The sequence below is a fragment of the Streptomyces sp. NPDC091287 genome, assembly GCF_044768525.1.
GTDB lineage: Bacteria > Actinomycetota > Actinomycetes > Streptomycetales > Streptomycetaceae > Streptomyces.
In genome coordinates this window covers 14008-35888 of sequence record NZ_JBIVUV010000029.1, presented here as the reverse complement: position 1 = coordinate 35888, position 21881 = coordinate 14008, and the positions used below count along the sequence as shown (strand labels likewise).

Sequence of the window (21881 nt, the reverse complement as noted above, 5' to 3'; positions counted from 1 at the left end):
TGTCGCCGGGGCCGCACCGCCCGGCCGCCCACGATGCTGAGGCGATGAGCGACCGACCCGCCCCCGAGCCACCCGCCCGGCTGACCCGCTGGGAGCAGCGCACGGAGGTTCCGCTCTTCGCCGCCGGGCTGCTCTTCCTGGCGGGGTACGCGGTCCGGGTGCTGACCCCGCACGACGACGAGCCCTGGAACGACCTCGCCCTGATCCTCGTCTGGTCGACCTGGCTGCTGTTCCTCGTGGACTACGGGACGCGGCTGCGGCTCAGCGGACTGGGCGCGCGCTTCCCGCGCGTGCACTGGCTCGACACCCTGGTCCTGCTGCTGCCCCTGCTGCGCCCGCTGCGGATGGTCAAGGTGTACACGGCGGTGCAGCGACGCCGCGACCGCCCGCGGCTCAGCCTGTACGCGCGAGTGATCTCGTACGCGGGCCTGACCGCCGCCCTGCTCGGCTTCGCCGCCTCGCTCGCGGTCTACCACCTGGAACACACGGCCCCCGGCGCCTCGATCCGCACGTTCGGCGACGCGGTGTGGTGGGCGTGCGCGACGCTCACGACGGTCGGTTACGGGGACGTCGCACCGGTCACGTTCTGGGGCCGGACGGTCGCGGCGGGGCTGATGGCCGGCGGCCTGGCACTGCTCGGCGCGGTCACGGGGTCGTTCTCGTCCTGGCTGATCCAGGTGTTCACCCGGGAGGACGAGGAAGGGCCCCCGGAGCGCGGTTGACGCTCCGGGGGCCGTTCCTGCCGTACGGATCAGACCTGTACGCGGTCCTCGACGGCCTTCGCGATCTTGGCGAGGGCCTCGTCGACCGGGATGCCGTTCTCCTGCGAACCGTCGCGGTAACGGAAGGAGACGGCGCCGTTGGCCATGTCCTCATCACCAGCGATGATCATGAAGGGCACCTTGGCCTTCTGCTGGTTGCGGATCTTCTTCTGCATCCGGTCCGAGGACGCGTCCACGTCCACCCGCAGCCCCTGCTTGCGCGCCTTGGCGGCGAACTCCTGGAGGTAGGGGATGTGGGCGTCGCCGATCGGGATGCCGACGGCCTGGACCGGCGCGAGCCAGACCGGGAACGCGCCCGCGTAGTGCTCCAGGAGCACGGCGAAGAAACGCTCGATGGAACCGAACAGAGCACGGTGGATCATGACCGGGCGCTGCTTGGAACCATCCGGGCCGGTGTACTCCAGGTCGAAGAGCTCCGGCAGGTTGAAGTCGAGCTGCACGGTCGACATCTGCCAGGTGCGGCCGATGGCGTCCTTGCACTGCACGGAGATCTTCGGGCCGTAGAACGCGGCGCCGCCCGGGTCCGGGACCAGGGGCAGACCCTGCTTCTCGGCAACCTGACGCAGCGTCTCGGTGGCCTCTTCCCAGGTCTCGTCGGAGCCGACGTACTTCTCCGGGTCCTTGGTGGAGAGCTCCAGGTAGAAGTCGGTCAGCCCGTAGTCACGGAGCAGGTTCAGCACGAAGGTGAGCGTGCGGTCGAGCTCCTCCGCCATCTGCTCCTTGGTGCAGTAGATGTGCGCGTCGTCCTGCGTGAAGCCGCGCGAGCGGGTCAGGCCGTGCACGACGCCCGACTTCTCGTACCGGTACACGGTGCCGAACTCGAACAGACGCAGCGGCAGTTCGCGGTACGAGCGGCCCCGCGCGTCGAAGATCAGGTTGTGCATCGGGCAGTTCATCGGCTTGAGGTAGTAGTCCACCCCGTCGTCGAGCTGCATGGGCGGGTACATGCCGTCGGCGTACCAGTCCAGGTGGCCGGACTTCTCGAAGAGCTTGCCCTTGGTGGCGTGCGGGCTGTAGACGAACTCGTAGCCCTCCTCCTCGTGACGGCGGCGCGAGTAGTCCTCCATGGCCCGGCGGATGACGCCGCCCTTGGGGTGGAAGACCGCGAGGCCGGGGCCGATCTCGTCGGGGAAGGAGAAGAGGTCCAGCTCGTTGCCGAGCTTGCGGTGGTCGCGCTTGGCGGCCTCCTCCAGGAACTCCAGATGCGCCTTCAGCTCGTCCTTGGTCGGCCAGGCGGTGCCGTAGATGCGCTGGAGCATCGGGTTCTTCTCGCTGCCGCGCCAGTACGCCGCGGCGTTGCGCATCAGCTTGAACGCCGGGATGAACCGGGTGGTGGGCAGGTGCGGACCCCGGCAGAGGTCCTTCCAGCACAGGTCACCGGTCTTCGGGTCGAGGTTGTCGTAGATGGTCAGCTCGCCGCCGCCCACCTCGACGTCCGCGCCGTCTTCGGAGGAGGCGGCACCCTTGATGCCGATGAGCTCCAGCTTGTACGGCTCGTCGGCCAGCTCCTCGCGGGCGGCCTCGTCGGAGACCACGCGGCGGGAGAACTTCTGGCCCCGCTTCTGGATCTCCTGCATCTTCTTCTCGATGGCCTTGAGGTCCTCGGGCGTGAACGGCTTCTCGACGTCGAAGTCGTAGTAGAAGCCGTCCTTGACCGGCGGGCCGATGCCGAGCTTGGCGTCGGGGAAGAGCTCCTGCACGGCCTGGGCCATGACGTGCGCGGTGGAGTGGCGCAGGATGTTCAGGCCGTCCTCGGAGGAGATCTCCACCGGCTCGACGGCCTCGCCGTCCTGGAGCTCGTAGGAGAGGTCCTTCAGCTCGCCGCCGATACGCGCGGCGACGACGGTGCGCTGACCGGGGAAGAGCTCGCCGGCCGTCGTGCCCGTCGTCACCACGTGCTCTTCCCGCTCGGAATCGCGTTGGATGATCACACGGACGTCTGACACCGGTCTCTCCTGACTGAGGGGGCGCCTGCCTTCACATGGCTAAGCAATGCGAATCGTACCGAGCCGTACGCCCCCGACGCGAACGACTTCCGGGCAGCGCTACCCCTCCTCCCCCGCGCACGCCTCCTCGAAGAAGTCCACGTTCTCCTGGAGGGCCTTCATCAGCCGGTCCCGTTCGGCCTCGTCGACCTGGACGGGCGCGACCTGACAGGCCCCGGTGAGCCGCCGGAAGCCGCCCCGGTTCTCCAGCCGCCCCTCCACCCGGAGCGGCAGTCCGACCAGGTGGGCGTGGCCCGCGATGCGGTACGCCTCCTCGTCCAGCTCCACGCGGACGTGCGCGACCTCGGCCCCGGCCAGTACCCGCAGCCGTACGATTCCGGCGCCGCGCGGCCCCGAGCGGCGCAGCCGGACCACCGCGCCGGTCAACCGCACCTGCACGGCGGGTTCGTCGCGGAGGTAGCGGGCTCCGGCGGCGCGCAGGGCGGGCAGGTCGCCCGGGGAGAACTCGACGGGCGCGGGGCGGGCCGGGCAGCCGTCCGGGGTGCCTGCTGCGGGCGCCCACCGCAGGTCGATCCGGGCCCCCTCCGAGCCGCGCACCAGGGCGATCAGCGCCTCGGTCAGCTCCCGGCCGACGCCCGCCGCGACCGCACTGTCGAAGGCCTCCATGCCGCCGGTGGCCCGCTGGTAGTCCACCGCGTCGCGGGTGGCGTGCAGGGCATGGCAGAGCCGCACGGCGACGGCGCGGCCGGAGGCGACGGGGACGTACGCGGTGAGGCTCCGGCCGTCGGCTCCGGGCCCGATCAGGGCGTCGTCCAGGGCGGCGCGCGCTTTCCGCCGGTGCCGGGCCCCGTGGTAGCCGGCCCGGCCGCGGGCCGCGAGGGCCCCGGCCATGAGGACCTGCCGGGCGGCCGAGCGCAGTTCCTCCGCCTCGGTCCAGCCCGAGGCGCCCGCGGCTCCGGCCGCCGACTCGGGGACCTCGCGCCACCAGCGGATCTCGTCGCTGGGCAGGGTGAGGGAGAGAAGGATGTCGCGGGCGGAGGGGGCGGCGCTGCGGCCGAGGGCGAGCAGGGCCTCCTCGATCAGCTCCCCGCTGTCGGGGAAGCCCGCGCTCTCGGGCACCAGCAGGCTGGTCGTCCCGGCGGCGGATCCGGGTGGGGTCCAGCGGCCGTAGCGTCCCGGTGCTCCCCCGCGCCGCTGCCAGCCGTGCCGGCGCAGGAGGGCCCCGAGGACGGCGGGGTCGGGGAGTTCCTCACCGGCCCCGGCGAGTGGCGGGGGCCCGGGGCGGGCGGTGGGATGCGAGCGGGCGGCGGGCAGTCCCGCTCCGCCCGTGGGCTCGTCCATCGACCGGTGCATCAGGGTCTCCCTCCGGCCCCGACCCGGGCCATGATGTCGCAGAGTGCGCGGTCGTCGAAGATCCGTGAGGTCGGGATGCGCACAGTGGTCCGGTACCGGCCCGTCACCGCGTGGCCGGCCAGGTTGGTCCAGTAGCAGCAGTGGCGCAGGTCGAGGCCCCCGGGCCCGGCGCGCAGCCAGTCGTCCTGGCTGCGGGGGACGATCATCACGACCAGGATCTTGTGCACCGACACCGGGCTGCGGGCGAGCTTGACGAGGTGGGCGTTGTCGAGCGTGAAGGAGAACGCCCCGCCCGCCGGGTGCGGCGGTATCTGGTAGGTGCATTTGAGCTGCACCTTGATGGTCACTTCGTCGTCGACGGTGTGGGCCGGGGCGCCGTGGCTGACGTGCCAGTCGATGCCGTTGTCGGGGAAGGGCTGGGACAGGGAGCATCCCGCCGCCGCCGCGACGGCGTGCAGATAGCCCACCTGAAGGGTTTCCATGCAGGCGGTGGTGGCGAGGGAGCCGCGCAGCGGCGCGTCGAGCTGCTGCGGCAGCCGGGGCCCGATGGCCTCGGCGCGGGCGGTTCCCCCGGGGTCGGGCTGCGCGAGCGCCATGGCTCCGTGTGCCTTCCGGGCGTGCCGATCGATGGCAGGTGGTCTGCCGGCGGGTGTCGTGGGCTGGACGGATCGACGGACGCCGAAGGCAACTTCCCGGCGTCTCAACTGTGTTGTCACCGCATCGGACCGCCCGCAAACGGCGTATCAGGCAAACAGCCCGGGTATCACCGATACCGGGCAGAGGAATCATTCCATCTGCCGTGCGGGTGCGAGGAGTTCGGGGATGATGCACTGGTTCGAGGGGCCACTGGCCGCTTTTGACACGGAGACGACAGGCGTGGACGTCGAGCAGGACCGGATCGTTTCGGCCGCTCTCGTCGCGCAGGACACCGCGGGCGGTCGCGTCCGCGTCACGCGCTGGCTGGTCAATCCGGGGGTTCCGGTCCCGCCGGGGGCGACCGGGATCCACGGTCTGACCGACGATCACCTTCAGCGCAACGGGCGTTGGCCCGCCCCGGTGATGGACGAGATAGCCCGGGCCCTGGCGGAGAGCTGCGCGACCGGCCGGCCGCTGGTCGTGATGAACGCCCCCTTCGATCTGACGCTGCTGGACCGGGAGCTGAAACGGCACCGGGCGTCGTCGCTGGCCGGCTATCTGGACGGTGTGCCGATGCGCGTCGTGGATCCGCGGGTGCTGGACAAACACCTGGACCGCTACCGCAAGGGCCGTCGTACGCTCACGGATCTGTGCGCGAGTTACGAGGTGGTGCTCGACGGCGCCCATGACGCGGCGGCCGACGCGACGGCCTCGCTGGAGCTGGTACGGGCGGTGTGCCGGCGCTTCTCGACCCGGCTGGAGCGGCTGTCGCCGTCCGAGCTGCACGCCTTGCAGGCGACCTGGCACGCGGCCCAGGCGCGTGGCCTGGAGGCGTGGTTCGCGAAGAGCGGGACGCCGGAGACGGTGGATCCGGCGTGGCCGCTGCGCCCGGAACTGCCCGCGGCGGCGTGAGGGGTTCGAGGCGTGGGACATGCGAAAGCCGGTCCGCGTGATGCTGGCGGACCGGCTTTCCCCGGTGGGCGATACTGGGTTCGAACCAGTGACCTCTTCGGTGTGAACGAAGCGCTCTCCCACTGAGCTAATCGCCCGGGAACGGGTTGAACCATACAGGGCTTCGAGGGCTTCGTTCAAACTCCTTCCGGTCGGGCTCTACTCAGGGCGCCGCGGCCGGGAAGTGAGTATCCGAGCGCATGTACGGGCCGGGTGGCCGGGGCCACACTCCCGTACATGGAACACGTGCCCCCGCCCGCCGAGGAACTGGCCCGCCTCGACCGAGAACTGGCCGAGCTGGACGCCCGCCGGGCCCAGCTGCTGACCCGGCGCACCTGGCTGCTCGCCGCGCTGCGGCCGCCCGGGCCGACGGCCGCTCCGGGCTGGAACCCGTCCGGCTGGGGAGCGCCTCCCGGCGCCCCCGCGCAGCCGTGGGGTTATGTGCCGAAGCGGCCGTCCGCCCCGCGCGGCGCGCAGAACGTCCTGCTGACGCTGGGCGGTCTGCTGCTGACCGTCGCGGCCGTCGCGTTCACCCTGGTGAGCTGGGGCTCGATGGGGATCGGCGGCCGGTCGGCCGTGCTGGCCGCGGTGACCCTGGGGGCGCTGATCGCCCCGGCGGTGCTGCTGCGGCGGGGGCTGGCGGCCACCGCCGAGGCGCTGGCGGCCCTGGCCCTGGTGCTGACGCTGCTGGACGTCTACGCGGTCCACGCGGTGGCCGCGCCGGACACCGACGGGCTCGGCTTCACGGCCGCCGCGTCTGCGGTGCTCGCGGCGCTGTGGACGGCGTACGGGCTGGCGCTGGGCACGCTGCGCCTGCCGTTGCCGGCCGCCGTGGTGCTGGCGCAGTGGCCGCTGTTGTTCTGGGCCTGGGCCGCGGGCGCACCGGCGCTGGTGGTCGGGTGGGCGCTGCTGGCGACCGCGGTGCTGGACGGAGCGATCGCCTTGTGGGGCAAGGGCACCGGGGTGCGGGTCACGGCGTGCGTGGGTGGATCGGCGATGGGGTTCTCGGCCCTGATGGTGGGCCTGGCGCTGTCCACGACGGCCTCCGGGCCGCTCGGGGCGGTGGCTCCGGGCGCGCTGCTGCTGGCAGCGGCCGCGGCGGCCCTGGCCGGGGCGTGGCGCGCACCGCGGGGTTTCGCCCGGACGGGCGGTGTGGTGGCGGGCCTCGCGGCGGTGGCCGCGGTGGGCGGCGTGCCGGCCGCCGCGCTGCCGGACGGCTGGCGGGTGCTCGCTTATCTGCTGTGCGGCCTCGCCCTGATCGGGGTCGTACGGGCAGGGGTGCCGAGGGACGCGGCACGCGGGGTGCTGGCGGCGTCGGGGACGGTGGTGGCCGGTGCCCTGGTGTGGGCGCTGCCGCCGCTCGCGGCGGTGCTGCTGGGCCCGGGGACGCTGCTGTCGGACGTGTGGGCGGGGTCGCCGGAGGGTTTCCGGTCCGCGCTGGGGTCGACGCTGCCGTGGTCGGAGCTGGCCGCGGCGCCGGTGGTGCTCGCGCTGGTGGCCGGGCTGCTGGGGGCGGCGTACCGGTGGTGGCCGTCGGTCGTGCGGATCACGGCGCCGTTGGCCGCGCCGAGGACGGCGGACACCGGCACGCCGGGAGCGGGGGTACCGGGAGTACCGGGAGCGGTCGGGGCCGCAGCGCCTTGGCCCGGCTGGTCCGGCTGGTCCGGCTGGTCCGGTGCTGGGGCCGGTGCCGGCAGGCGGCCTTCCGCGGCAACGCTGCGCGGGGTCGTCGGTGCGGGGGCGGTGGCTCTCGGCTGGGGCGCGTTCCTGCTGGCCGGGGCGCTGCTGGACGTGCCCTACGCGCTCGCGGTGGCCGGGGAGACGGCTCTGGTGGGCGGCCTGCTCGCTCTGGCGGTCAGGGGTACCGGGAGCGACCGGGGCGCGACGGCGGTGCCCGTGACCGCTCTGGTGGCGGCGGTGGCCGGGGCGGTGAGCGTCGGAGTGCTGTCGCTGGCGTCCGAGGGGGCCTCCTACGCGGTGTTCGGCGCGCTGGCGGCCCTGTTCGCCGGGGCGGCGGTCCGGGCGGGAGCCGAGGTGCCGCGTGCGGTGTTCGCGGTCGCCGCGGTGGTCTGGGGAGCCGTGCTCACGGGGCTGGCGGGCGAGTCGCTGGGCCTCGCCCCGCAGGAGACCGCGCCGCTGGTGCTCGTGGTGCCCGCGCTGACGGTGCTGCTCGGGGCACGGCTGCGGCGGAACCCGGTGGCGATGCCGGTGGAGCTGACGGGCGCGCTGGGGGCGCTGGTCGCCGTGGGGCTCGCGGTGTCCGACGCGTCGTTCCTGGCCCTGGTGCTGGCGTTGTGCGGGGTGCTGGCCGCGGGGGCGGCGGTGCGGCCGGAGCGGCGGCCGGTGGCGGGTTACCTGGCGGCGGCGCTGTTCGTGCTGGCCACGTGGGTGCGGCTGGCGGCCTCGGAGGTGTCGTTCCCGGAGGCGTACACGCTGCCGGTGACCGTGCCCGCGCTGGTGATCGGCGTGCTGCGGCGGCGCCGGGACCCGGAGGCCTCGTCGTGGACGGCGTACGGGCCGGGGCTCGCGGCGACGCTGCTGCCGAGCATGGCGGTCGCCTGGACCGACACGGACTGGCTCCGGCCGTTGCTGATGGGGGTGGCGGCGCTGGTGATCACCCTGCTCGGCGCGCGCTACCGCCTCCAGGCGCTGCTGCTGCTCGGTGGGGCTGTGCTGGCACTGGACGGGCTGCATGAGCTGGCCCCGTACGTGGTGCAGGTCGCGGGTGCGCTCCCCCGCTGGCTGCCGCCGGCCCTGGCCGGGCTGTTGTTGCTGGTGGTAGGAGCGACGTACGAGCAGCGGCTGCGCGAAGCCCGTCGGCTCAGGGACGCACTGGGGCGGATGCGGTGAGCCACCCCCGGTCCGGGGGCACGCTGCTCACAGCGGCTCCCGGACCGGGCCCCGGCGGGCAACGCAGAGGGCCCGGGAGACGGAATCCGTCTCCCGGGCCCTCTGTCCGGGTGGGCGATACTGGGTTCGAACCAGTGACCTCTTCGGTGTGAACGAAGCGCTCTCCCACTGAGCTAATCGCCCGGGCGCACCGCAAACATTACCCCATGTCAGCGGTGCTCCTGGACCGTCCGCCGGGCTACTCGCTGATCTTCCACGGCATGGCGAGCCCGAACTTCCAGACGTAGATCCCGGCCAGCACCGCCATGATCACGAGCCCGACCGTGGTGAGGATGATGTTGCGTCGCCGGACCTTGGGATCGAGGGCCCGCTGCGCCGCCTCGGTGACCTTGCGCTTGGTCCAGCGCAGCACCAGTTGGGCCCAGACGAACTCGGTCGCCCAGATCGCCATACCGCCGAAGATCACCAGCCAGCCGGGGCCCGGCAGCACCAGCATGAGCACGCCCGCGATCACCACGCCGAGACCGACGATGAAGACGCCGACCTGCCAGCTCAGATGGAGCGCTTTCGACGCCTTGATGAAACCCGGCGCCCGCGAGCCCAGCTCACGCTCCACCCGGTCCGATTCCCCCGTGGCGGATGCCGGGGCCGCCTGGTCGGCGACCTCGCTCCGCTCGTCACTCTCCGCGTTCATGAAGCTCAACTTACCCGACCTGTCTTCGTCACTGGAATGGGCGCATAACTCAAAGTTACACGCCGCTGAGCGAGGGACCCGAAGCATCACAAATGGGTCAGAGGGGTTTACAACGCCACCGTAGGTGGCATGTCGATTTCGCCGACGTGCGAATCCCCGAGCGCACACTGAGCGAAAGGCCCTGGCGCTTATGAACACCACGGTCAGCTGCGAGCTGCACCTGCGCCTCGTTGTGTCGAGCGAGTCCTCACTGCCTGTACCCGCGGGCCTGCGGTATGACACGGCCGATCCCTATGCCGTGCACGCCACCTTCCACACCGGAGCGGAGGAGACGGTCGAATGGGTATTCGCCCGCGACCTCCTTGCCGAAGGGCTGCACCGGCCCACCGGCACCGGAGACGTCCGCGTCTGGCCATCTCGTAGTCACGGTCAAGGCGTCGTATGCATCGCCCTGAGCTCCCCAGAGGGAGAAGCCCTGCTCGAAGCCCCGGCACGAGCCCTGGAGTCGTTCCTGAAGAGGACCGACGCCGCGGTTCCGCCCGGCACCGAGCATCGTCACTTCGATCTCGACACGGAGCTCTCCCACATCCTGGCCGAGAGCTGAGCCAGGCAGAGAGCCGCTCTACGCCGTCCGACTCGGGGCGACGGCGTCGTGCTGACAACCGCATAGGGCAGACACCGGCGCCGTCGTCGCGGAAACCACCGCGACGACGGCGCCGGTGCGCCCGGCTGCCGCGGCTCCTCCTCCCAGGGGACGGAGGGGTCCGTTCCGCTCCCTGCCGGGCCCGCACCGGGCCCGGCACAGGCCGGTCGAGCCAGTAGAGTCAGCCGCCATCGGCAGGCGCCCGCCCGCCGGAAGGCCAGGGAGCGAAGCGTGCTGATCCCTCACGACACCCGGATCGCCCTCGACACGGTGGTCGATCTGGTGAACACCGCACCGGAGAACGAGCCGCCGCGGGACGACCCCAGGGGCGGACTCGCGGGCGGATCCGAGGACGGTCTCGCTGATATCGCCGCGCTGTACGCCTTCGCGGAGCGGCATCTCATCAGCGGGGTCGGCACGCTCGGCGAGAAGGACCTGACCGCCGTGCGCGACGTCCGGGCCCGTTTCGCCGAGGTCTTCGCGGCGCCCGACCCCCGCGCCGCCGCCGACCTCGTCAACCGGCTCGTCGCGGCGGCCGGGACCACCCCGCAGCTCACCGACCACGACGGCTACGACTGGCACGTGCACTACTTCGCCCCGGACGCCTCGGTCGCCGACCATCTCGCGGCCGACTGCGGCATGGCACTGGCCTTCATCATCGTGGCGGGCGAGCAGGAGCGGCTGCGGCGCTGCGAGGCCCCGGACTGCGGGCACGCGTTCGTCGACCTGTCGCGCAACCGCTCCCGCCGCTACTGCTCCAGCCGTACGTGCGGGAACCGGCTCCACGTCGCGGCGTACCGGGCCCGGCGCAAGGAAGCCGCGGGCTGACGCCCGGGCCGCACCCCCGCACGGTGGCGCGAGGCGTCACAGCACGAAGAGATCGTGCAGGGCGGCCATCAGCAGCAGGCCCCCGATCACCGTCAGGAAGATCATCAGGGGCGGCTGGGAGAGCGCGAAGAGACAGCCGCGGGGCTCTTCGGCGGGGGGTGCGGGGGCATCGCCCCGGGAAGTGTCCACCATCTCGGGGTGATCATGACGCACCCGCGGCCGTGTTGGCGATCAACCGGCTTCATTCCCCCGGGAGTTCACCGTCCCGTGGCCATCGATAATCGCTCCGGCGTACGGGGAGCCGTCAGACATTCGGGCCGGTGGCCCGAGCACGCGCGCCCGCAGGGCCGGCCGCCGTCTCAGATGCCGTGCTTCTTGAGGATCGCCTCGATGTCGCTGAAGTCGTCGCCGGGCGCGGCGGCCTCCTGCTTCTTCTTCGGCTGCGGCTTCGGCTTCGCGGCCGCTGCCGCGGGTCCCGCCGCACCGCCCGCGCCGAGCGAGGGAGCGGAGGCTGCCGGGGCCACCGCCTCGTTCCGTCCGGCCGCCCGCGCGGCCTTGCGTTCCGCGCGGGTGGTGCCGCTGCGCCGCTCGATGGCGCGGGTGGTCATGAACAGCAGCCAGGACAGGCCGAGCACCCCGAAGCCGAGCCAGACGCTCGGCTTGAAGGCGATCCCGGCGACCCACTCGACGACCCCGGTCAGCACGAGCCCGACCGGGACGAGGGAGTAGGCGGCGATCCTCGTCGCTGTGAGGAACCGCTTGCGGTACGCGGTCACCGCGGCGATGCCGAGGCCGGCCGCCGACACCGCGGAACAGATGGTCTCGGCAAGCATCAGGGCCTCCAGGCGCAGGGGATACGTCCCTTCCATCCTGCACCGGCGACCGCCGTCGGGGCCACGGTGGTCGTCCACCTCAGGGACATTTCAGGGCCGGGCTCCTCCCCAGGGGGTGGCCAGGTCCCGGTTGGGTCGCGCTCGCCCGGCCTGGAAGACTGGGCACATGAGCGACTCCTCCCCCGCGGCACCGGTCGTCCTCGACCTCTGGTGCGATCTCGAATGCCCCGACTGCCACCGAGCCCTCGACGATGTGCACGCCCTGCGCGCCCGGTACGGGGACCGCGTCGAGATCCGGCTGCGCCACTTCCCGCTGGACAAACACAAGCACGCCTACGCCGCGGCCCAGGCCGCCGAGGAGGCGACGGACCAGGGCAAGGGCTGGCCGTACATCGAGGCCCTGCTGTCCCGCACCGCTGATCTCGGCCGCACGGGCGAGCCGGTGCTCCTCGCTGTGGCACGGGAACTGGGCCTGGACGCCGAGGAGTTCGACACCGCGCTGATCGACGGCCGGCATCTGCTGATCGTCGACGCCGACCAGGCGGAGGGCAAGGCGATCGGTGTCACCGGCACGCCCACCTATGTGATCGGCGACGAGCGGCTGGACGGCGGCAAGAGCCAGGACGGGCTGCGCGAGCGGATCGAGGAGATCGTCGACGGCATCCTGGCCGCACAGGACCGGTAGCGGTCAGCAACGGCCACCGGTAGGCGTCAGCGACCGCCGGGGAGAGCGACTACAGCACCTTGGCCAGGTTGTAGCGCGTCGTCGCGTAGCCGAGGGACTCGTACAGCCGCAGGGCCGGCGTGTTGGAGGTGAAGACGTGCAGGCCGAGCCGGTCCGCGCCCCAGGTGCGGGTGATGTCCTCGGCGAGCAGCATCAGGGTCCTGCCGTGGCCCCGGCCCCGGTGTTCCTCGCGCACCCCGACGTCGAAGACGAACCCGGCGTCGCCACCGGGCGGCAGCTCCCGGCGGGCCACCCACACGTGGCCGACGACCTCGCCCGCGTGCACCAGCACCTCGAAGTGCACCCCGTCGGTCGCCGGTCCGTCCGGCAGGAGGGTGGCGTGGTCGGCCTCGGACTTGAGCCTGGCCTGCTCGGGCGGCACGCCGCGGTCGACCCAGTCCTGTGCGTACGTGCGCACCGCGTCCTGCCGCCAGGCGGCGAACTCCTCATCGCCCATCGCGCGCGAGGTGAGGCCCGCGGGAAGCCGGACCGTGTCCGGGCCGAGGTCCTTGACCATGTTGCGGCTGCGTTCGGTGTAGCCGAGGGCGGCCGCGAGGCGGCGGGCCGGGTCGTTGTCGGCGGGGACCTCCACCCTTACCCGGGTGCAGCCCCACCCCCGCAGCACCTCTTCGGCGGCGAGCGCGGCGATGGTGCCCCGGCCGCGTCTGCGCCGGGGCTCCTCGACGCTGAGTGAGCGCAGCACCCCGGCGGTCGCGCCGAACGCGTCGTCGGTGCTGATCGCGACGGCGCCGACGGGTCGCCCGTTGTCGCACACGTCGTAGTGGCGGGCCCGCGCACCGTCGGCGCCCTGCTGAAGCGGCCCGGACGGCCGGAGTGTCGTGGTCATCAAGGGTTTGTATCCCCTGTGCGGGGCCCCGTCACGCGCTTTTCGGGGGCACCGGGCCCGTTACGGGTCGAGGTCGTCGCCGGCCCGCTCGGCGAAGATCCGCATGGCCTTCGCCGTCACCGGTCCGATCTCCGGGGTCAGCTCGCGATCGTCCAGGCGGTGCACGGCCTGGACGTCGCGGAGCGTCGAGGTCAGGAACACCTCGTCGGCCTCGGCGAGGACGTCCATCGGAAGGTCGGTCTCCTCGGCCCCGGTCCACTCCACGGCCAGCGCGCGGGTGATGCCGGCGAGGCAGCCGGAGGCCACCGGCGGGGTGTGGATACGGCCGTCCAGGACGACGAACACGTTGGAGCCGGTGCCTTCGCAGAGGCGGTCCGCGGTGTTGGGGAACAGCGCCTCGGACGCGCCCCGTTCCCGCGCCCGTGCCAGGGCGACGACGTTCTCGGCGTACGAGGTGGTCTTCAGGCCGGCGAGCGCGCCGCGTTCGTTGCGCGTCCAGGGAACGGTGATCACCGCCGTGCTGTCCGGGCGGCGGCTCACTCCGTCGAGGGCGACGACGAGGCTCGGCCCGTCGGTGCCCCGGTCCGAGCCGAGCGGGGACAGCCCGCCGGTGTAGGTGATCCGCAGGCGTCCCAGGGCGACGGGGTTGGCGTCGATGACCGCGGCGGCGGCCCGGCGGATCTCGTCGTGGTCCGGATCGGGCAGCCCCAGGCCTCGGGCGGACCGGGTGAGGCGGTCGAGGTGCCGGGTCAGCGCGAAGGGGCGCCCCTCGCTCGTACGCACCGTCTCGAAGATGCCGTCGCCCACGGTCAGCCCGTGGTCGAGCACCGACAGCCGGGCGTCGTCGGCGTCCCGCAGTCCGCCGTTGACCCAGATCCTCATAGTGCGGTCCTTCCTGTCTCCGGATACGCACCCGACGCTACAGCGAGCAGTCGGGAGGCCTTGAGTTCGGTCTCGTCCCATTCGCGCTCCGGGTCCGATCCCCAGGTGATCCCGGCCCCGGTCCCGAACCGCAGCAGCGGCGCGGGCCCGGTCCGGTCGATCCAGAACGTCCGTATCCCGACGGCGAGCGAGGCCGTACCCCGGTCGGCGTCGACCCAGCCGATCGCACCGCAGTACGGCCCGCGCGGAGCCCGCTCCAGCTCGGCGATGATCCGCAGCGCGCTGGACTTCGGCGCCCCGGTGACCGAGCCGGGCGGGAAGGCCGCCGCGAACAGTTCGGGCCAGCCCGCTCCGTCGGCCAGCCGGCCGCGGACGGTGGAGACGAGGTGGACGAGACCCGGGTGCTTCTCGACGACGCAGAGATCGGGCACGCTCACGCTTCCGGGGGCGCAGACCCGGCCCAGGTCGTTGCGGACCAGGTCCACGATCATCACGTTCTCCGCGTGGTCCTTGGCCAGCAGATCGTCCTCGGTCCGGCCGGTGCCCTTGATCGGCCCGGACTCCACGGTCCGCCCGTCACGCCGGAGGAAGAGTTCCGGCGACGCGGTGGCGACCTCCACGCCGTGGCCCGGCAGGCGGATCGTTCCCGCGTACGGGGCCGGGTTGCCGCGGGCGAGCAGGGAGGTCAGGGCATCGACGTCGGCACCGGCCCCGCCGCCGGGGAACGGTGCGGACAGCACCCGGCAGAGGTTGGCCTGGTAGACGTCGCCCGCCGCGATGTGTTCACGGATCCGCCGTACGCCCGCCGTGTAGGCGTCACGGTCCAGCGAGGAGGTCCAGTCCCCGGTGGCGGGCCCGCGCCATGCTCCGGGAACGGGAGGGGGCACTGCCTCCTTGCGCACATCGGAGAAGCGGGCGCAGACGATGCGCCCTTCGAAATCGGCGCATACCGCCCAGAAACCGGATGAGTCGAGAGCCGCGGGATCGTGGGTCACATCCTGCAGACCGGAGGCGATGAGGCCGTCGAAACGGGCCAAGGGGGCGAGGTCGGGCACGCGAATGAGTCTAGGACGGTGTGCGGTGACCTGCGTCGGGGCGAGGTCACCGCAGCACGCTGCACAAACGCGTTTTTGTACTGGCCCAGGAATCCGCTAGAGTTCAACACGTCGCCGGGACGCGCAAGCGGGCCGGAAAAGACAAGCGGACGTAGCTCAGTTGGTAGAGCGCAACCTTGCCAAGGTTGAGGTCGCCAGTTCGAACCTGGTCGTCCGCTCGCAGAAGGTGGGGGATCCTTCCCGAGCCCCCATCCCTGGTGGAGTGGCCGAGAGGCGAGGCAACGGCCTGCAAAGCCGTCTACACGGGTTCAAATCCCGTCTCCACCTCCAAGGACGATTAGCTCAGCGGGAGAGCGCTTCCCTGACACGGAAGAGGTCACTGGTTCAATCCCAGTATCGTCCACTGGTCCGCAAGGATCATCGGTCCGCAAGGATCCCCGCGCGATTAGCTCAGCGGGAGAGCGCTTCCCTGACACGGAAGAGGTCACTGGTTCAATCCCAGTATCGCGCACGCAGTACACGCAGGTTCGCCCTGCGCGATTAGCTCAGCGGGAGAGCGCTTCCCTGACACGGAAGAGGTCACTGGTTCAATCCCAGTATCGCGCACCACCGAGAACCCCCGGTCGTCTCCACGACCGGGGGTTCTTTCGTCGTACGGTCCGTCCTCTCCGTCCCCTCTGTGCCCCGGTGGCACGGTGGCCGCCGGGGCACAGAGGGACGATCGGAACGATCAGGACGAGAACAGCATCCGGCCGAAGCCCTTCTGGCGGCGCTGGCCGTAGTGGCCACCGTGCCCGCCGTGCCCGCCGTGCTGCGGCGCACCCCAGGCGGGGGCGTGGGCGGCGGGCGCGGCCGGGTAGGCCTGCGGGGCGGGGGGCGCGGGCGGGGCCTGCTGGGACCACTGGGACTCCAGGCGGGTGAGCGACTCCAGCTCGCCGTAGTCGAGGAATATCCCCCGGCAACCGCTGCACTGCTCGATCTGGACGCCGTTGCGGTTGTACGTGTTCATCTGCGCGTGACACTTCGGACACTGCATCATCGGCTCGGCTCCTCGCCCTCGTTGTGCCGTCGCCGGAATGTCTGCCCGGCGGCGGTCCGTTCACCCTACGACGCGTGGTCGGCGGCCAACTCGGGCGGCAACGTAGCGATTCGGGCACAGGATTCGATCATCAGCTGTTCGAGCTCGTCCGGATCCCGTTGCTCCACGGCGCACTTGGTCAGGGCGAGCGCCGCCGTCTGCACCGTCAGCGCGCGGGCCGGGACGTCCAGTTCGGGCCAGGGGTCCCCCTCGGCGGGCACCGCGGGTCCCCCGGCGGACCGGTAGGCGGCCAGGAAGGCGGACCAGTCCTCGGGGGCCAGGAGTCCGGCGGCGTACCAGGCGGCGGGCCGGCCGAGGTCCCAGGCCGGATCGCCCGCCCCCGCGTCGTCCACGTCGATGAGCAGCCAGGGCCCGTCCGGAGCGGGATGGCGTACGAGCTGGCCGAGGTGCAGGTCCCCGTGGCACAGGAAGCCGGCCCTCCGGGCTGGTGCCGGGGCCTCACCCCGGGCCCAGGCCGGCAGGGTCCGCCAGCCGGCCAGCACGGGCAGGACGGCCGGGTCGCCGGGAAGGGCGGCGGACATCCTGGCGACGGCCCGCGCGGCCTTGGCCGGTCCACGCATCGGCGGGAGACGGAACGGTGGCTCCGTCCGGTGGAGGCGGGCGAGCAGCACCGCGGCCTCGGCCCAGGGGGCCGCTTCCGGGTCGGTGGGGTCGACGGGCGCGCCGAGCGGCCAGAGGGTGACCGGACGCGGGGCGGGAGTGGGGTGCCCGGAGGGCTCCGGGTACCCCGGGGCGGTGAGCGGCGGGAGCAGGATCCCGGTGAGCTGCGGGGCGGCGGCCAGGGCGATCCGGGCCGCCAGCGCCTCGCGGTCGGTGTCGGCCGCGTGGGCCTTCGCGACGATCGCGCCGCTGCGGACCACCGTGCCGTCGGGCCGGTCCGCGAGCACCTGCGGCGGCTCGCACACGCAACGCGCCCTGGCGGGGTGGGAGAGGCGGTGCGCGAGGGTGCCCAGGTCCTGGACGACTGAGGTCTGGGTGGTGGTCAACGGCTCCCCCGGCGGCGGTCGGCCCGGCCGTGGCACCGGTCCCGCCGTGAGCGTAACGCGAGAGCCCGCCCGGGGACCGATCTGTCCGGAAGCCTCTGCCCGGGCCGGAACTCCGGGAGACACATCCCTCCGGGGCTGGAACCCCAGGGCAGGTCGCGGGGCGGTCGGCGCGGTGTGCGTCGACCCGGCGGGGAAACGCACGGGCCCGGACAGCGCGATGCCCGGTCAGCTCCCCAGCTGACCGGACAAACGCTGCCGTCCGCCGCACCCCCGTCCCCACGGGGCTGTTGGCCGGATGTGTGGGTCCGGACCGCTCTTCCGGACCCCGGGCGCCGCTCAGCGCCCCAGCATCACCGCCACGGACGACGCCTGTGTGACCACCGCTTCCCAGCCGCCGAAGACGACCGCGAGCAGGGCCGCCAGGGGAAGGACCATCGCCGTCGCCACCAAGGGGTGGCGGGTGCCGGACGAACGGGTGCCGAACGCGGCGTACGCCCTGCGTCCCTGCGTACGGACCATGGTCCGCGTTGCCGTGTCCGACATGGTTCCTCTCCTGACCTGATGGGGAGCGGCGGGCGTGTGACCTCGGGGGACGAGTGCTGCGCCCGCCGCTTGACCTCAACATTAGGTAACCGGTGAGCACAGGGCGTCATGCCCGCGTACCTAATCCCGGGCCTCCCGGAGGATGAGCCGTCGTCGATCGGCGTACTCCCCTGGGTGGAGACGGACCACCGGAGGTTGGGGTCATCCCGGAGGGGTCGCCCGGGCCCGTCCGGCGCGCTTCCGGTACCCGTCGACCGGCCCCGAGGGCGTGCGCGCCGGGTGACTTCACTCACGCCCACCACCCCGGCGGGCTGCCGCCCCGGCGCCGGGCACCCTCCGGGACACCACCACCCCGTAGGCCCGGACGATGGTCACGGCCGCCGTGACGGTCGCGCCCCCGGATTCCCGCGGTGATCCAATCCCCCTTGCCCGGCGGCCCTTTGGGCGGAGCGGTCGGCCGAGGGACCCCGATCCGCCGCGCCCTGACCCCTCTTCACCTCTCCCGCCCGGCACGGACAATCGAATCCCCCGCGAGGGCGCGGCCTCTGAGCGCGCCGGGCGCGGGGTACGTAAGCTGTGCCTCGTCAGGCGGACCAGGCAGCGGGGATGGGCAGACGATGGCGATGATGCGGCTCCGGCGCGAGGACCCGCGTCTCGTCGGCTCGTTCCGGCTGCACCGGCGGCTCGGCGCGGGCGGCATGGGCGTCGTCTACCTCGGCTCCGACCGGCGCGGCCAGCGGGTGGCGCTCAAGGTGATCCGGCCCGACCTGGCGGAGGATCAGGAGTTCCGTTCGCGGTTCGCGCGCGAGGTGTCGGCGGCCCGGCGGATCCGCGGCGGCTGCACGGCCCGGTTGGTCGCCGCCGATCTGGAGGCGGACCGCCCGTGGTTCGCGACGCAGTACGTGCCCGGACCCTCGCTGCACGACAAGGTCGCGGAGGAGGGGCCGCTGGCCGCCGCCGAGGTCGCCTCGATCGGGGCCGCGCTCTCCGAGGGTCTGGTGGCGGTGCACGAGGCGGGGGTGGTCCACCGCGACCTGAAGCCGTCGAACATCCTCCTCTCCCCCAAGGGCCCCCGCATCATCGACTTCGGCATCGCCTGGGCGACCGGGGCGAGCACGCTCACCCATGTCGGTACGGCGGTGGGGTCGCCCGGGTTCCTCGCGCCCGAGCAGGTCCGGGGCGCGGCCGTGACGCCCGCGACGGACGTCTTCTCGCTCGGCGCGACACTGGCGTACGCGGCGATGGCCGACTCCCCCTTCGGGCACGGCAGTTCCGAGGTGATGCTGTACCGCGTCGTGCACGAGGAGGCGCAGCTCCACGGGGTGCACGACGCGTTGGCCCCGCTGATCAGCGCCTGTCTGGCGAAGGACCCGGAGGAGCGGCCCAGCACGCTGCAACTGTCCATGCGGCTCAAGGAGATCGCGGCGCGCGAGGCGCAGGGGCTGCACGAGAGCCGGCCGCCCGTCCAGCGCTCGGCCCAGGAGGCCGACCGGCCGACCGGCCGGATGGCCGACCCGTACGCCGATCAGCACACCCGCCGCTCGGAGGGCCCGTCCGCCTCCCGCCCCCAGCCGGGCAGGCGTGGCGCGCCCGGGCGTTCGGGGCCGCCGCGCACCGGTGGCTCGCGCCCGCAGCAGGCTTCGCGTGACACGACGCGTTCCGGGAAGCGGCAGGGGTCCCCGGCCGGGACGAACGGCCGGCCCGGGACTCGCTCCGGGGGGCGCACGACCTCGGCGGGGCGGCGTCCGGCCAATCCGCGGCTGCTGCGCCAGCGGCTGGTGGTGTTCGTCGTGGTGACGCTGCTGGTGGCGCTGGGCATCGCGGCGGCGCAGGGCTGCCAGGGGCCGGCACGCGGGCTGGGCGACGGGACCGGGACCGGGAACGTGACCGAGCAGCAGTATCGGGCGCCGCAGACGCCGCCACAGGCGCAGTCCGTGCAGGAGCCGCGGTCGTCCTGACGCCGGGACCGGCCGGGACCGGCCGTGCTCAGCTCTCCGGGCGTCCCGTGGCCACCGCGTAGAAGGCGACGGCCGCCGCCGCGCCCACGTTCAGTGAGTCGACACCGTGCGCCATCGGGATGCGGACCCATTCGTCGGCGGCCATCAGGGCCTGCGTGGACAGCCCGTCGCCCTCCGCGCCGAGCATCAGCGCCACCCGGTCCAGTCGGTGCGGGGCCGCCTCGTCGATGCTGGTGGCCTTGGCGTCCGGGGTGAGGGCGAGGAGCCGGAAGCCGGCCTCCCGTACCCCGTCCAGCGCCTTGGGCCAGGCTTCGAGCCGGGCGTAGGGGACGGAGAAGACCGCGCCCATGGAGACCTTGACGGAGCGCCGGTAGAGCGGGTCGGCGCAGTCAGGGGAGAGCAGGACCGCGTCCATGCCCAGGGCAGCCGCACTGCGGAAGATGGCGCCGATGTTGGTGTGGTCGTTCACCGATTCCATGATCACCACCCGGCGCGCGGTGGCGAGCAGTTCGTCGGATGCGGGCAGCGGTTTACGCTGCATGGAGGCGAGCGCACCGCGGTGGACGTGGTAGCCGGTGACGCGTTCGGCCAGTTCGGGGGCGACGGCGTACACCGGGGCCGGGACCTCGTCGATGACGTCGCGCATGACGTCGACCCACTTGGCCGAGAGCAGCATCGACCGCATCTCGTACCCGGTCTGCCGGGCGCGGCGGATCACCTTCTCACCCTCGGCGATGAAGAGGCCTTCGGCGGGTTCGCGTCGTCGTCGCAGCTCGACGTCGGTCAGGCCGATGTAGTCGCTCAGCCGCGGGTCGTCGGGGTCGTCGACGGTGATGAGTTCTGCCACAGGGTGATACTGCCTTGTCCGGTGTGTGGTGCCAACGCCTGGGATGGAGATAGGTAACCGCGGGTTACTTCACGTCTGGTCGCCCGGCCGGTCCTGGCTGGTCCCCGGTGCGGAGTGCGGGCCGACCGCGACGACCTCGCCGATGACGATCACGGCGGGCGGGCGCACATCCTCGGCGACCGCGCGCTCGCCGACGTCCGCGAGGGTCGCGTCGACCCGGCGCTGAGCGGCGGTGGTGCCCTCCTGGACGAGGGCGACCGGGGTGGCCGGGTCCTTGCCGTGGGCGATGAGGGCGGCGGCGATGGCGCCGATCTTGTCGACGGCCATCAGCAGGACGAGGGTGCCGCGCAGCCGGGCGATGGCCTCCCAGTCGACCAGCGAGCGCGGGTCCTCGGGGGCGACATGGCCGCTGACCACGGTGAACTCATGGGCGACGCCCCGGTGGGTGACCGGGATGCCGGCCGCCCCGGGGACGGAGATGGTGCTGGAGATCCCGGGCACGACCGTGCAGGGGATGCCCTCGGCGGCCAGCGCCTGGGCCTCTTCCATGCCGCGGCCGAAGACGAACGGGTCGCCGCCCTTGAGCCGGACCACGGACTTGCCCGCCTTGGCGTGGTCGATGAGCGCCTGGTTGATCGCCTCCTGGGCCATGAACCGCCCGTACGGGATCTTCGCGGCGTCGATCACCTCGACGTGCGGCGGGAGTTCGTCGAGCAGGTCGCGGGGGCCGAGGCGGTCGGCGATGACCACGTCGGCCTCGGCGAGGAGGCGGCGGCCGCGCACCGTGATCAGGTCCGGGTCGCCGGGGCCGCCGCCGACGAGCGCGACGCCGGGGGCGCGGGTGCGGTGGTGCGGGGCGGCGAGGGTGCCGTCGCGCAGGCCCTCGACGATGGCGTCGCGGATGGCGGCGGAGTGCCGGGGGTCACGGCCCTGGGAGGTGGTGGTGAGGACGGCGACGGTCACGTTCTCGCTGCGGCCGGTGGCCGGGGTCCAGGCGGTGGCGGCCTCGGCGTCGTCGGCCCGGACGCACCAGGTGCGGGTGCGCTCGGCCTCGCCGGAGGCGGCGTCGTTGGCCGTGGTGTCGGAGGAGGCGATCAGGGCGTACCAGGTGTCGGCGAGGTCGCCGTCCTGGTAGCGGCGGCGCTCCCAGCGGATCTCCCCGGCGTCCGCCATGGCCTCGACGGAGGGCGTCGCGGACGGGGAGACCAGGGTGATGTCGGCCCCGGTGGCGATGAGCTGCGGCAGCCTGCGCTGTGCGACCTGGCCGCCGCCGACGATGACGACGCGGCGGCCGTGCAGGCGCAGTCCGACGGGGTACGCGGGGTGGTCGGCGCGGCCTGCGCGGTCGGCGCTGTCGGCGTGGTCTGCGTGCTCGGCCATGGCGGTACGGGCTCCTCGTGCGGGTGCTGCGTAGGGGCCGCTGC

The 21881-nt window shown here is 72.9% G+C and carries 21 protein-coding genes and 7 tRNA genes; 12 read left to right on the top strand and 16 right to left on the bottom strand.

The window, feature by feature from the left end; translation table 11 throughout:
- The first annotated feature begins 44 nt into the window (after positions 1-44).
- On the top strand, positions 45-722 hold the full coding sequence (locus tag ACIQRW_RS35725) for a potassium channel family protein (protein WP_403768805.1): 678 nt from the start codon (positions 45-47) through the stop codon (positions 720-722).
- 29 nt (positions 723-751) lie between these two features.
- Here ACIQRW_RS35725 and thrS read toward each other — a convergent pair whose 3' ends face one another.
- The 3 genes from thrS to ACIQRW_RS35710 all read right to left on the bottom strand — a co-directional run bounded on the left by thrS (position 752) and on the right by ACIQRW_RS35710 (position 4677).
- Positions 752-2728: a threonine--tRNA ligase gene (gene thrS / locus ACIQRW_RS35720; protein ID WP_403768802.1), complete on the bottom strand. Its 1977-nt coding sequence runs from the start codon at positions 2726-2728 to the stop codon at positions 752-754.
- A gap of 99 nt (positions 2729-2827) precedes the next feature.
- Entirely contained in the window at positions 2828-4081 is a 1254-nt protein-coding gene (locus ACIQRW_RS35715) for a hypothetical protein (RefSeq protein ID WP_403768799.1), read from the bottom strand.
- On the bottom strand, positions 4081-4677 hold the full coding sequence (locus ACIQRW_RS35710) for a DUF4365 domain-containing protein (protein ID WP_403768796.1): 597 nt from the start codon (positions 4675-4677) through the stop codon (positions 4081-4083). Before ACIQRW_RS35710 ends, ACIQRW_RS35715 begins: the two co-directional genes overlap by 1 nt.
- Before the next feature lie 226 nt (positions 4678-4903).
- On the opposite strand from ACIQRW_RS35710, the gene ACIQRW_RS35705 reads away from it, so the two are divergent.
- Positions 4904-5629 (top strand): 3'-5' exonuclease, encoded by a 726-nt coding sequence (locus ACIQRW_RS35705; protein ID WP_403768793.1) that lies wholly within the window; start codon positions 4904-4906, stop codon positions 5627-5629.
- 65 nt (positions 5630-5694) lie between these two features.
- Here ACIQRW_RS35705 and ACIQRW_RS35700 read toward each other — a convergent pair.
- Positions 5695-5766, bottom strand: a tRNA-Val gene (locus ACIQRW_RS35700).
- Positions 5767-5905: 139 nt separating this feature from the next.
- Between ACIQRW_RS35700 and ACIQRW_RS35695 the strand changes: the two genes are divergently transcribed.
- Positions 5906-8518, top strand: coding sequence for an SCO7613 C-terminal domain-containing membrane protein (locus ACIQRW_RS35695; RefSeq protein WP_403768790.1), 2613 nt, complete (start codon positions 5906-5908; stop codon positions 8516-8518).
- Positions 8519-8629: 111 nt separating this feature from the next.
- Here the strand turns inward: ACIQRW_RS35695 and ACIQRW_RS35690 are convergent.
- Both ACIQRW_RS35690 and ACIQRW_RS35685 read right to left on the bottom strand, forming a co-directional pair.
- Positions 8630-8701: transfer RNA gene (locus tag ACIQRW_RS35690), tRNA-Val, on the bottom strand.
- A gap of 55 nt (positions 8702-8756) precedes the next feature.
- The gene (locus ACIQRW_RS35685) at positions 8757-9212 is read right to left on the bottom strand and encodes a TIGR02611 family protein (protein ID WP_403768787.1); all 456 of its coding nucleotides are present in this window, start codon (positions 9210-9212) and stop codon (positions 8757-8759) included.
- A gap of 190 nt (positions 9213-9402) precedes the next feature.
- On the opposite strand from ACIQRW_RS35685, the gene ACIQRW_RS35680 reads away from it, so the two are divergent.
- Both ACIQRW_RS35680 and ACIQRW_RS35675 read left to right on the top strand, forming a co-directional pair.
- The gene (locus ACIQRW_RS35680) at positions 9403-9816 is read left to right on the top strand and encodes an SsgA family sporulation/cell division regulator (RefSeq protein WP_003959770.1); all 414 of its coding nucleotides are present in this window, start codon (positions 9403-9405) and stop codon (positions 9814-9816) included.
- 270 nt (positions 9817-10086) lie between these two features.
- Positions 10087-10683: a CGNR zinc finger domain-containing protein gene (locus ACIQRW_RS35675; protein ID WP_403768784.1), complete on the top strand. Its 597-nt coding sequence runs from the start codon at positions 10087-10089 to the stop codon at positions 10681-10683.
- Positions 10684-10719: 36 nt separating this feature from the next.
- Here the strand turns inward: ACIQRW_RS35675 and ACIQRW_RS35670 are convergent, their stop codons facing one another.
- Both ACIQRW_RS35670 and ACIQRW_RS35665 read right to left on the bottom strand, forming a co-directional pair.
- Positions 10720-10875, bottom strand: a complete 156-nt coding sequence (locus tag ACIQRW_RS35670) for a hypothetical protein (RefSeq protein WP_164494018.1) — start codon at positions 10873-10875, stop codon at positions 10720-10722.
- Positions 10876-11042: 167 nt separating this feature from the next.
- A complete protein-coding gene (locus ACIQRW_RS35665; RefSeq protein WP_403768780.1) occupies positions 11043-11516 on the bottom strand; it encodes a hypothetical protein in 474 nt (157 codons plus the stop codon).
- Positions 11517-11682: 166 nt separating this feature from the next.
- On the opposite strand from ACIQRW_RS35665, the gene ACIQRW_RS35660 reads away from it, so the two are divergent.
- On the top strand, positions 11683-12201 hold the full coding sequence (locus tag ACIQRW_RS35660; protein ID WP_403768777.1) for a DsbA family protein: 519 nt from the start codon (positions 11683-11685) through the stop codon (positions 12199-12201).
- 49 nt (positions 12202-12250) lie between these two features.
- Here the strand turns inward: ACIQRW_RS35660 and ACIQRW_RS35655 are convergent, their stop codons facing one another.
- The 3 genes from ACIQRW_RS35655 to ACIQRW_RS35645 are packed head-to-tail and all read right to left on the bottom strand — an operon-like array spanning position 12251 to position 15024.
- Positions 12251-13087: a GNAT family N-acetyltransferase gene (locus tag ACIQRW_RS35655; RefSeq protein ID WP_403768774.1), complete on the bottom strand. Its 837-nt coding sequence runs from the start codon at positions 13085-13087 to the stop codon at positions 12251-12253.
- Between the two features lie 60 nt (positions 13088-13147).
- A complete protein-coding gene (locus ACIQRW_RS35650; RefSeq protein WP_403768772.1) occupies positions 13148-13969 on the bottom strand; it encodes an aminotransferase class IV in 822 nt (273 codons plus the stop codon).
- Entirely contained in the window at positions 13966-15024 is a 1059-nt protein-coding gene (locus tag ACIQRW_RS35645; RefSeq protein ID WP_403768769.1) for a chorismate-binding protein, read from the bottom strand. Before ACIQRW_RS35645 ends, ACIQRW_RS35650 begins: the two co-directional genes overlap by 4 nt.
- Positions 15025-15169: 145 nt before the next feature.
- Here ACIQRW_RS35645 and ACIQRW_RS35640 point away from each other — a divergent pair.
- The 5 genes from ACIQRW_RS35640 (at position 15170) to ACIQRW_RS35620 (ending at position 15633) form a co-directional block, all read left to right on the top strand.
- Positions 15170-15242: transfer RNA gene (locus ACIQRW_RS35640), tRNA-Gly, on the top strand.
- A 38-nt stretch (positions 15243-15280) separates the two neighbouring features.
- Positions 15281-15354 (top strand) — tRNA-Cys (locus ACIQRW_RS35635).
- Position 15355: 1 nt separating this feature from the next.
- Positions 15356-15427, top strand: a tRNA-Val gene (locus ACIQRW_RS35630).
- A 36-nt stretch (positions 15428-15463) separates the two neighbouring features.
- Positions 15464-15535, top strand: a tRNA-Val gene (locus tag ACIQRW_RS35625).
- Between the two features lie 23 nt (positions 15536-15558).
- Positions 15559-15633: transfer RNA gene (locus ACIQRW_RS35620), tRNA-Val, on the top strand.
- A 121-nt stretch (positions 15634-15754) separates the two neighbouring features.
- Here the strand turns inward: ACIQRW_RS35620 and ACIQRW_RS35615 are convergent.
- The 3 genes from ACIQRW_RS35615 to ACIQRW_RS35605 all read right to left on the bottom strand — a co-directional run bounded on the left by ACIQRW_RS35615 (position 15755) and on the right by ACIQRW_RS35605 (position 17652).
- Positions 15755-16063 (bottom strand): zf-TFIIB domain-containing protein, encoded by a 309-nt coding sequence (locus ACIQRW_RS35615; RefSeq protein ID WP_403768766.1) that lies wholly within the window; start codon positions 16061-16063, stop codon positions 15755-15757.
- Positions 16064-16128: 65 nt separating this feature from the next.
- Complete coding sequence (locus ACIQRW_RS35610; RefSeq protein ID WP_403768763.1) at positions 16129-17109, bottom strand: phosphotransferase family protein; 981 nt, start codon at positions 17107-17109, stop codon at positions 16129-16131.
- Positions 17110-17445: 336 nt separating this feature from the next.
- On the bottom strand, positions 17446-17652 hold the full coding sequence (locus tag ACIQRW_RS35605; RefSeq protein ID WP_018959421.1) for a hypothetical protein: 207 nt from the start codon (positions 17650-17652) through the stop codon (positions 17446-17448).
- A gap of 617 nt (positions 17653-18269) precedes the next feature.
- Between ACIQRW_RS35605 and ACIQRW_RS35600 the strand changes: the two genes are divergently transcribed.
- Positions 18270-19610 (top strand): protein kinase, encoded by a 1341-nt coding sequence (locus ACIQRW_RS35600; protein WP_403768760.1) that lies wholly within the window; start codon positions 18270-18272, stop codon positions 19608-19610.
- A gap of 28 nt (positions 19611-19638) precedes the next feature.
- Here the strand turns inward: ACIQRW_RS35600 and ACIQRW_RS35595 are convergent, their stop codons facing one another.
- Together ACIQRW_RS35595 and cobA are read right to left on the bottom strand one after the other, a co-directional pair.
- The gene (locus ACIQRW_RS35595; RefSeq protein WP_403768757.1) at positions 19639-20457 is read right to left on the bottom strand and encodes a TrmH family RNA methyltransferase; all 819 of its coding nucleotides are present in this window, start codon (positions 20455-20457) and stop codon (positions 19639-19641) included.
- Positions 20458-20526: 69 nt separating this feature from the next.
- Positions 20527-21837, bottom strand: a complete 1311-nt coding sequence (gene cobA, locus ACIQRW_RS35590; RefSeq protein ID WP_403768754.1) for a uroporphyrinogen-III C-methyltransferase — start codon at positions 21835-21837, stop codon at positions 20527-20529.
- Positions 21838-21881 lie beyond the last annotated feature (44 nt).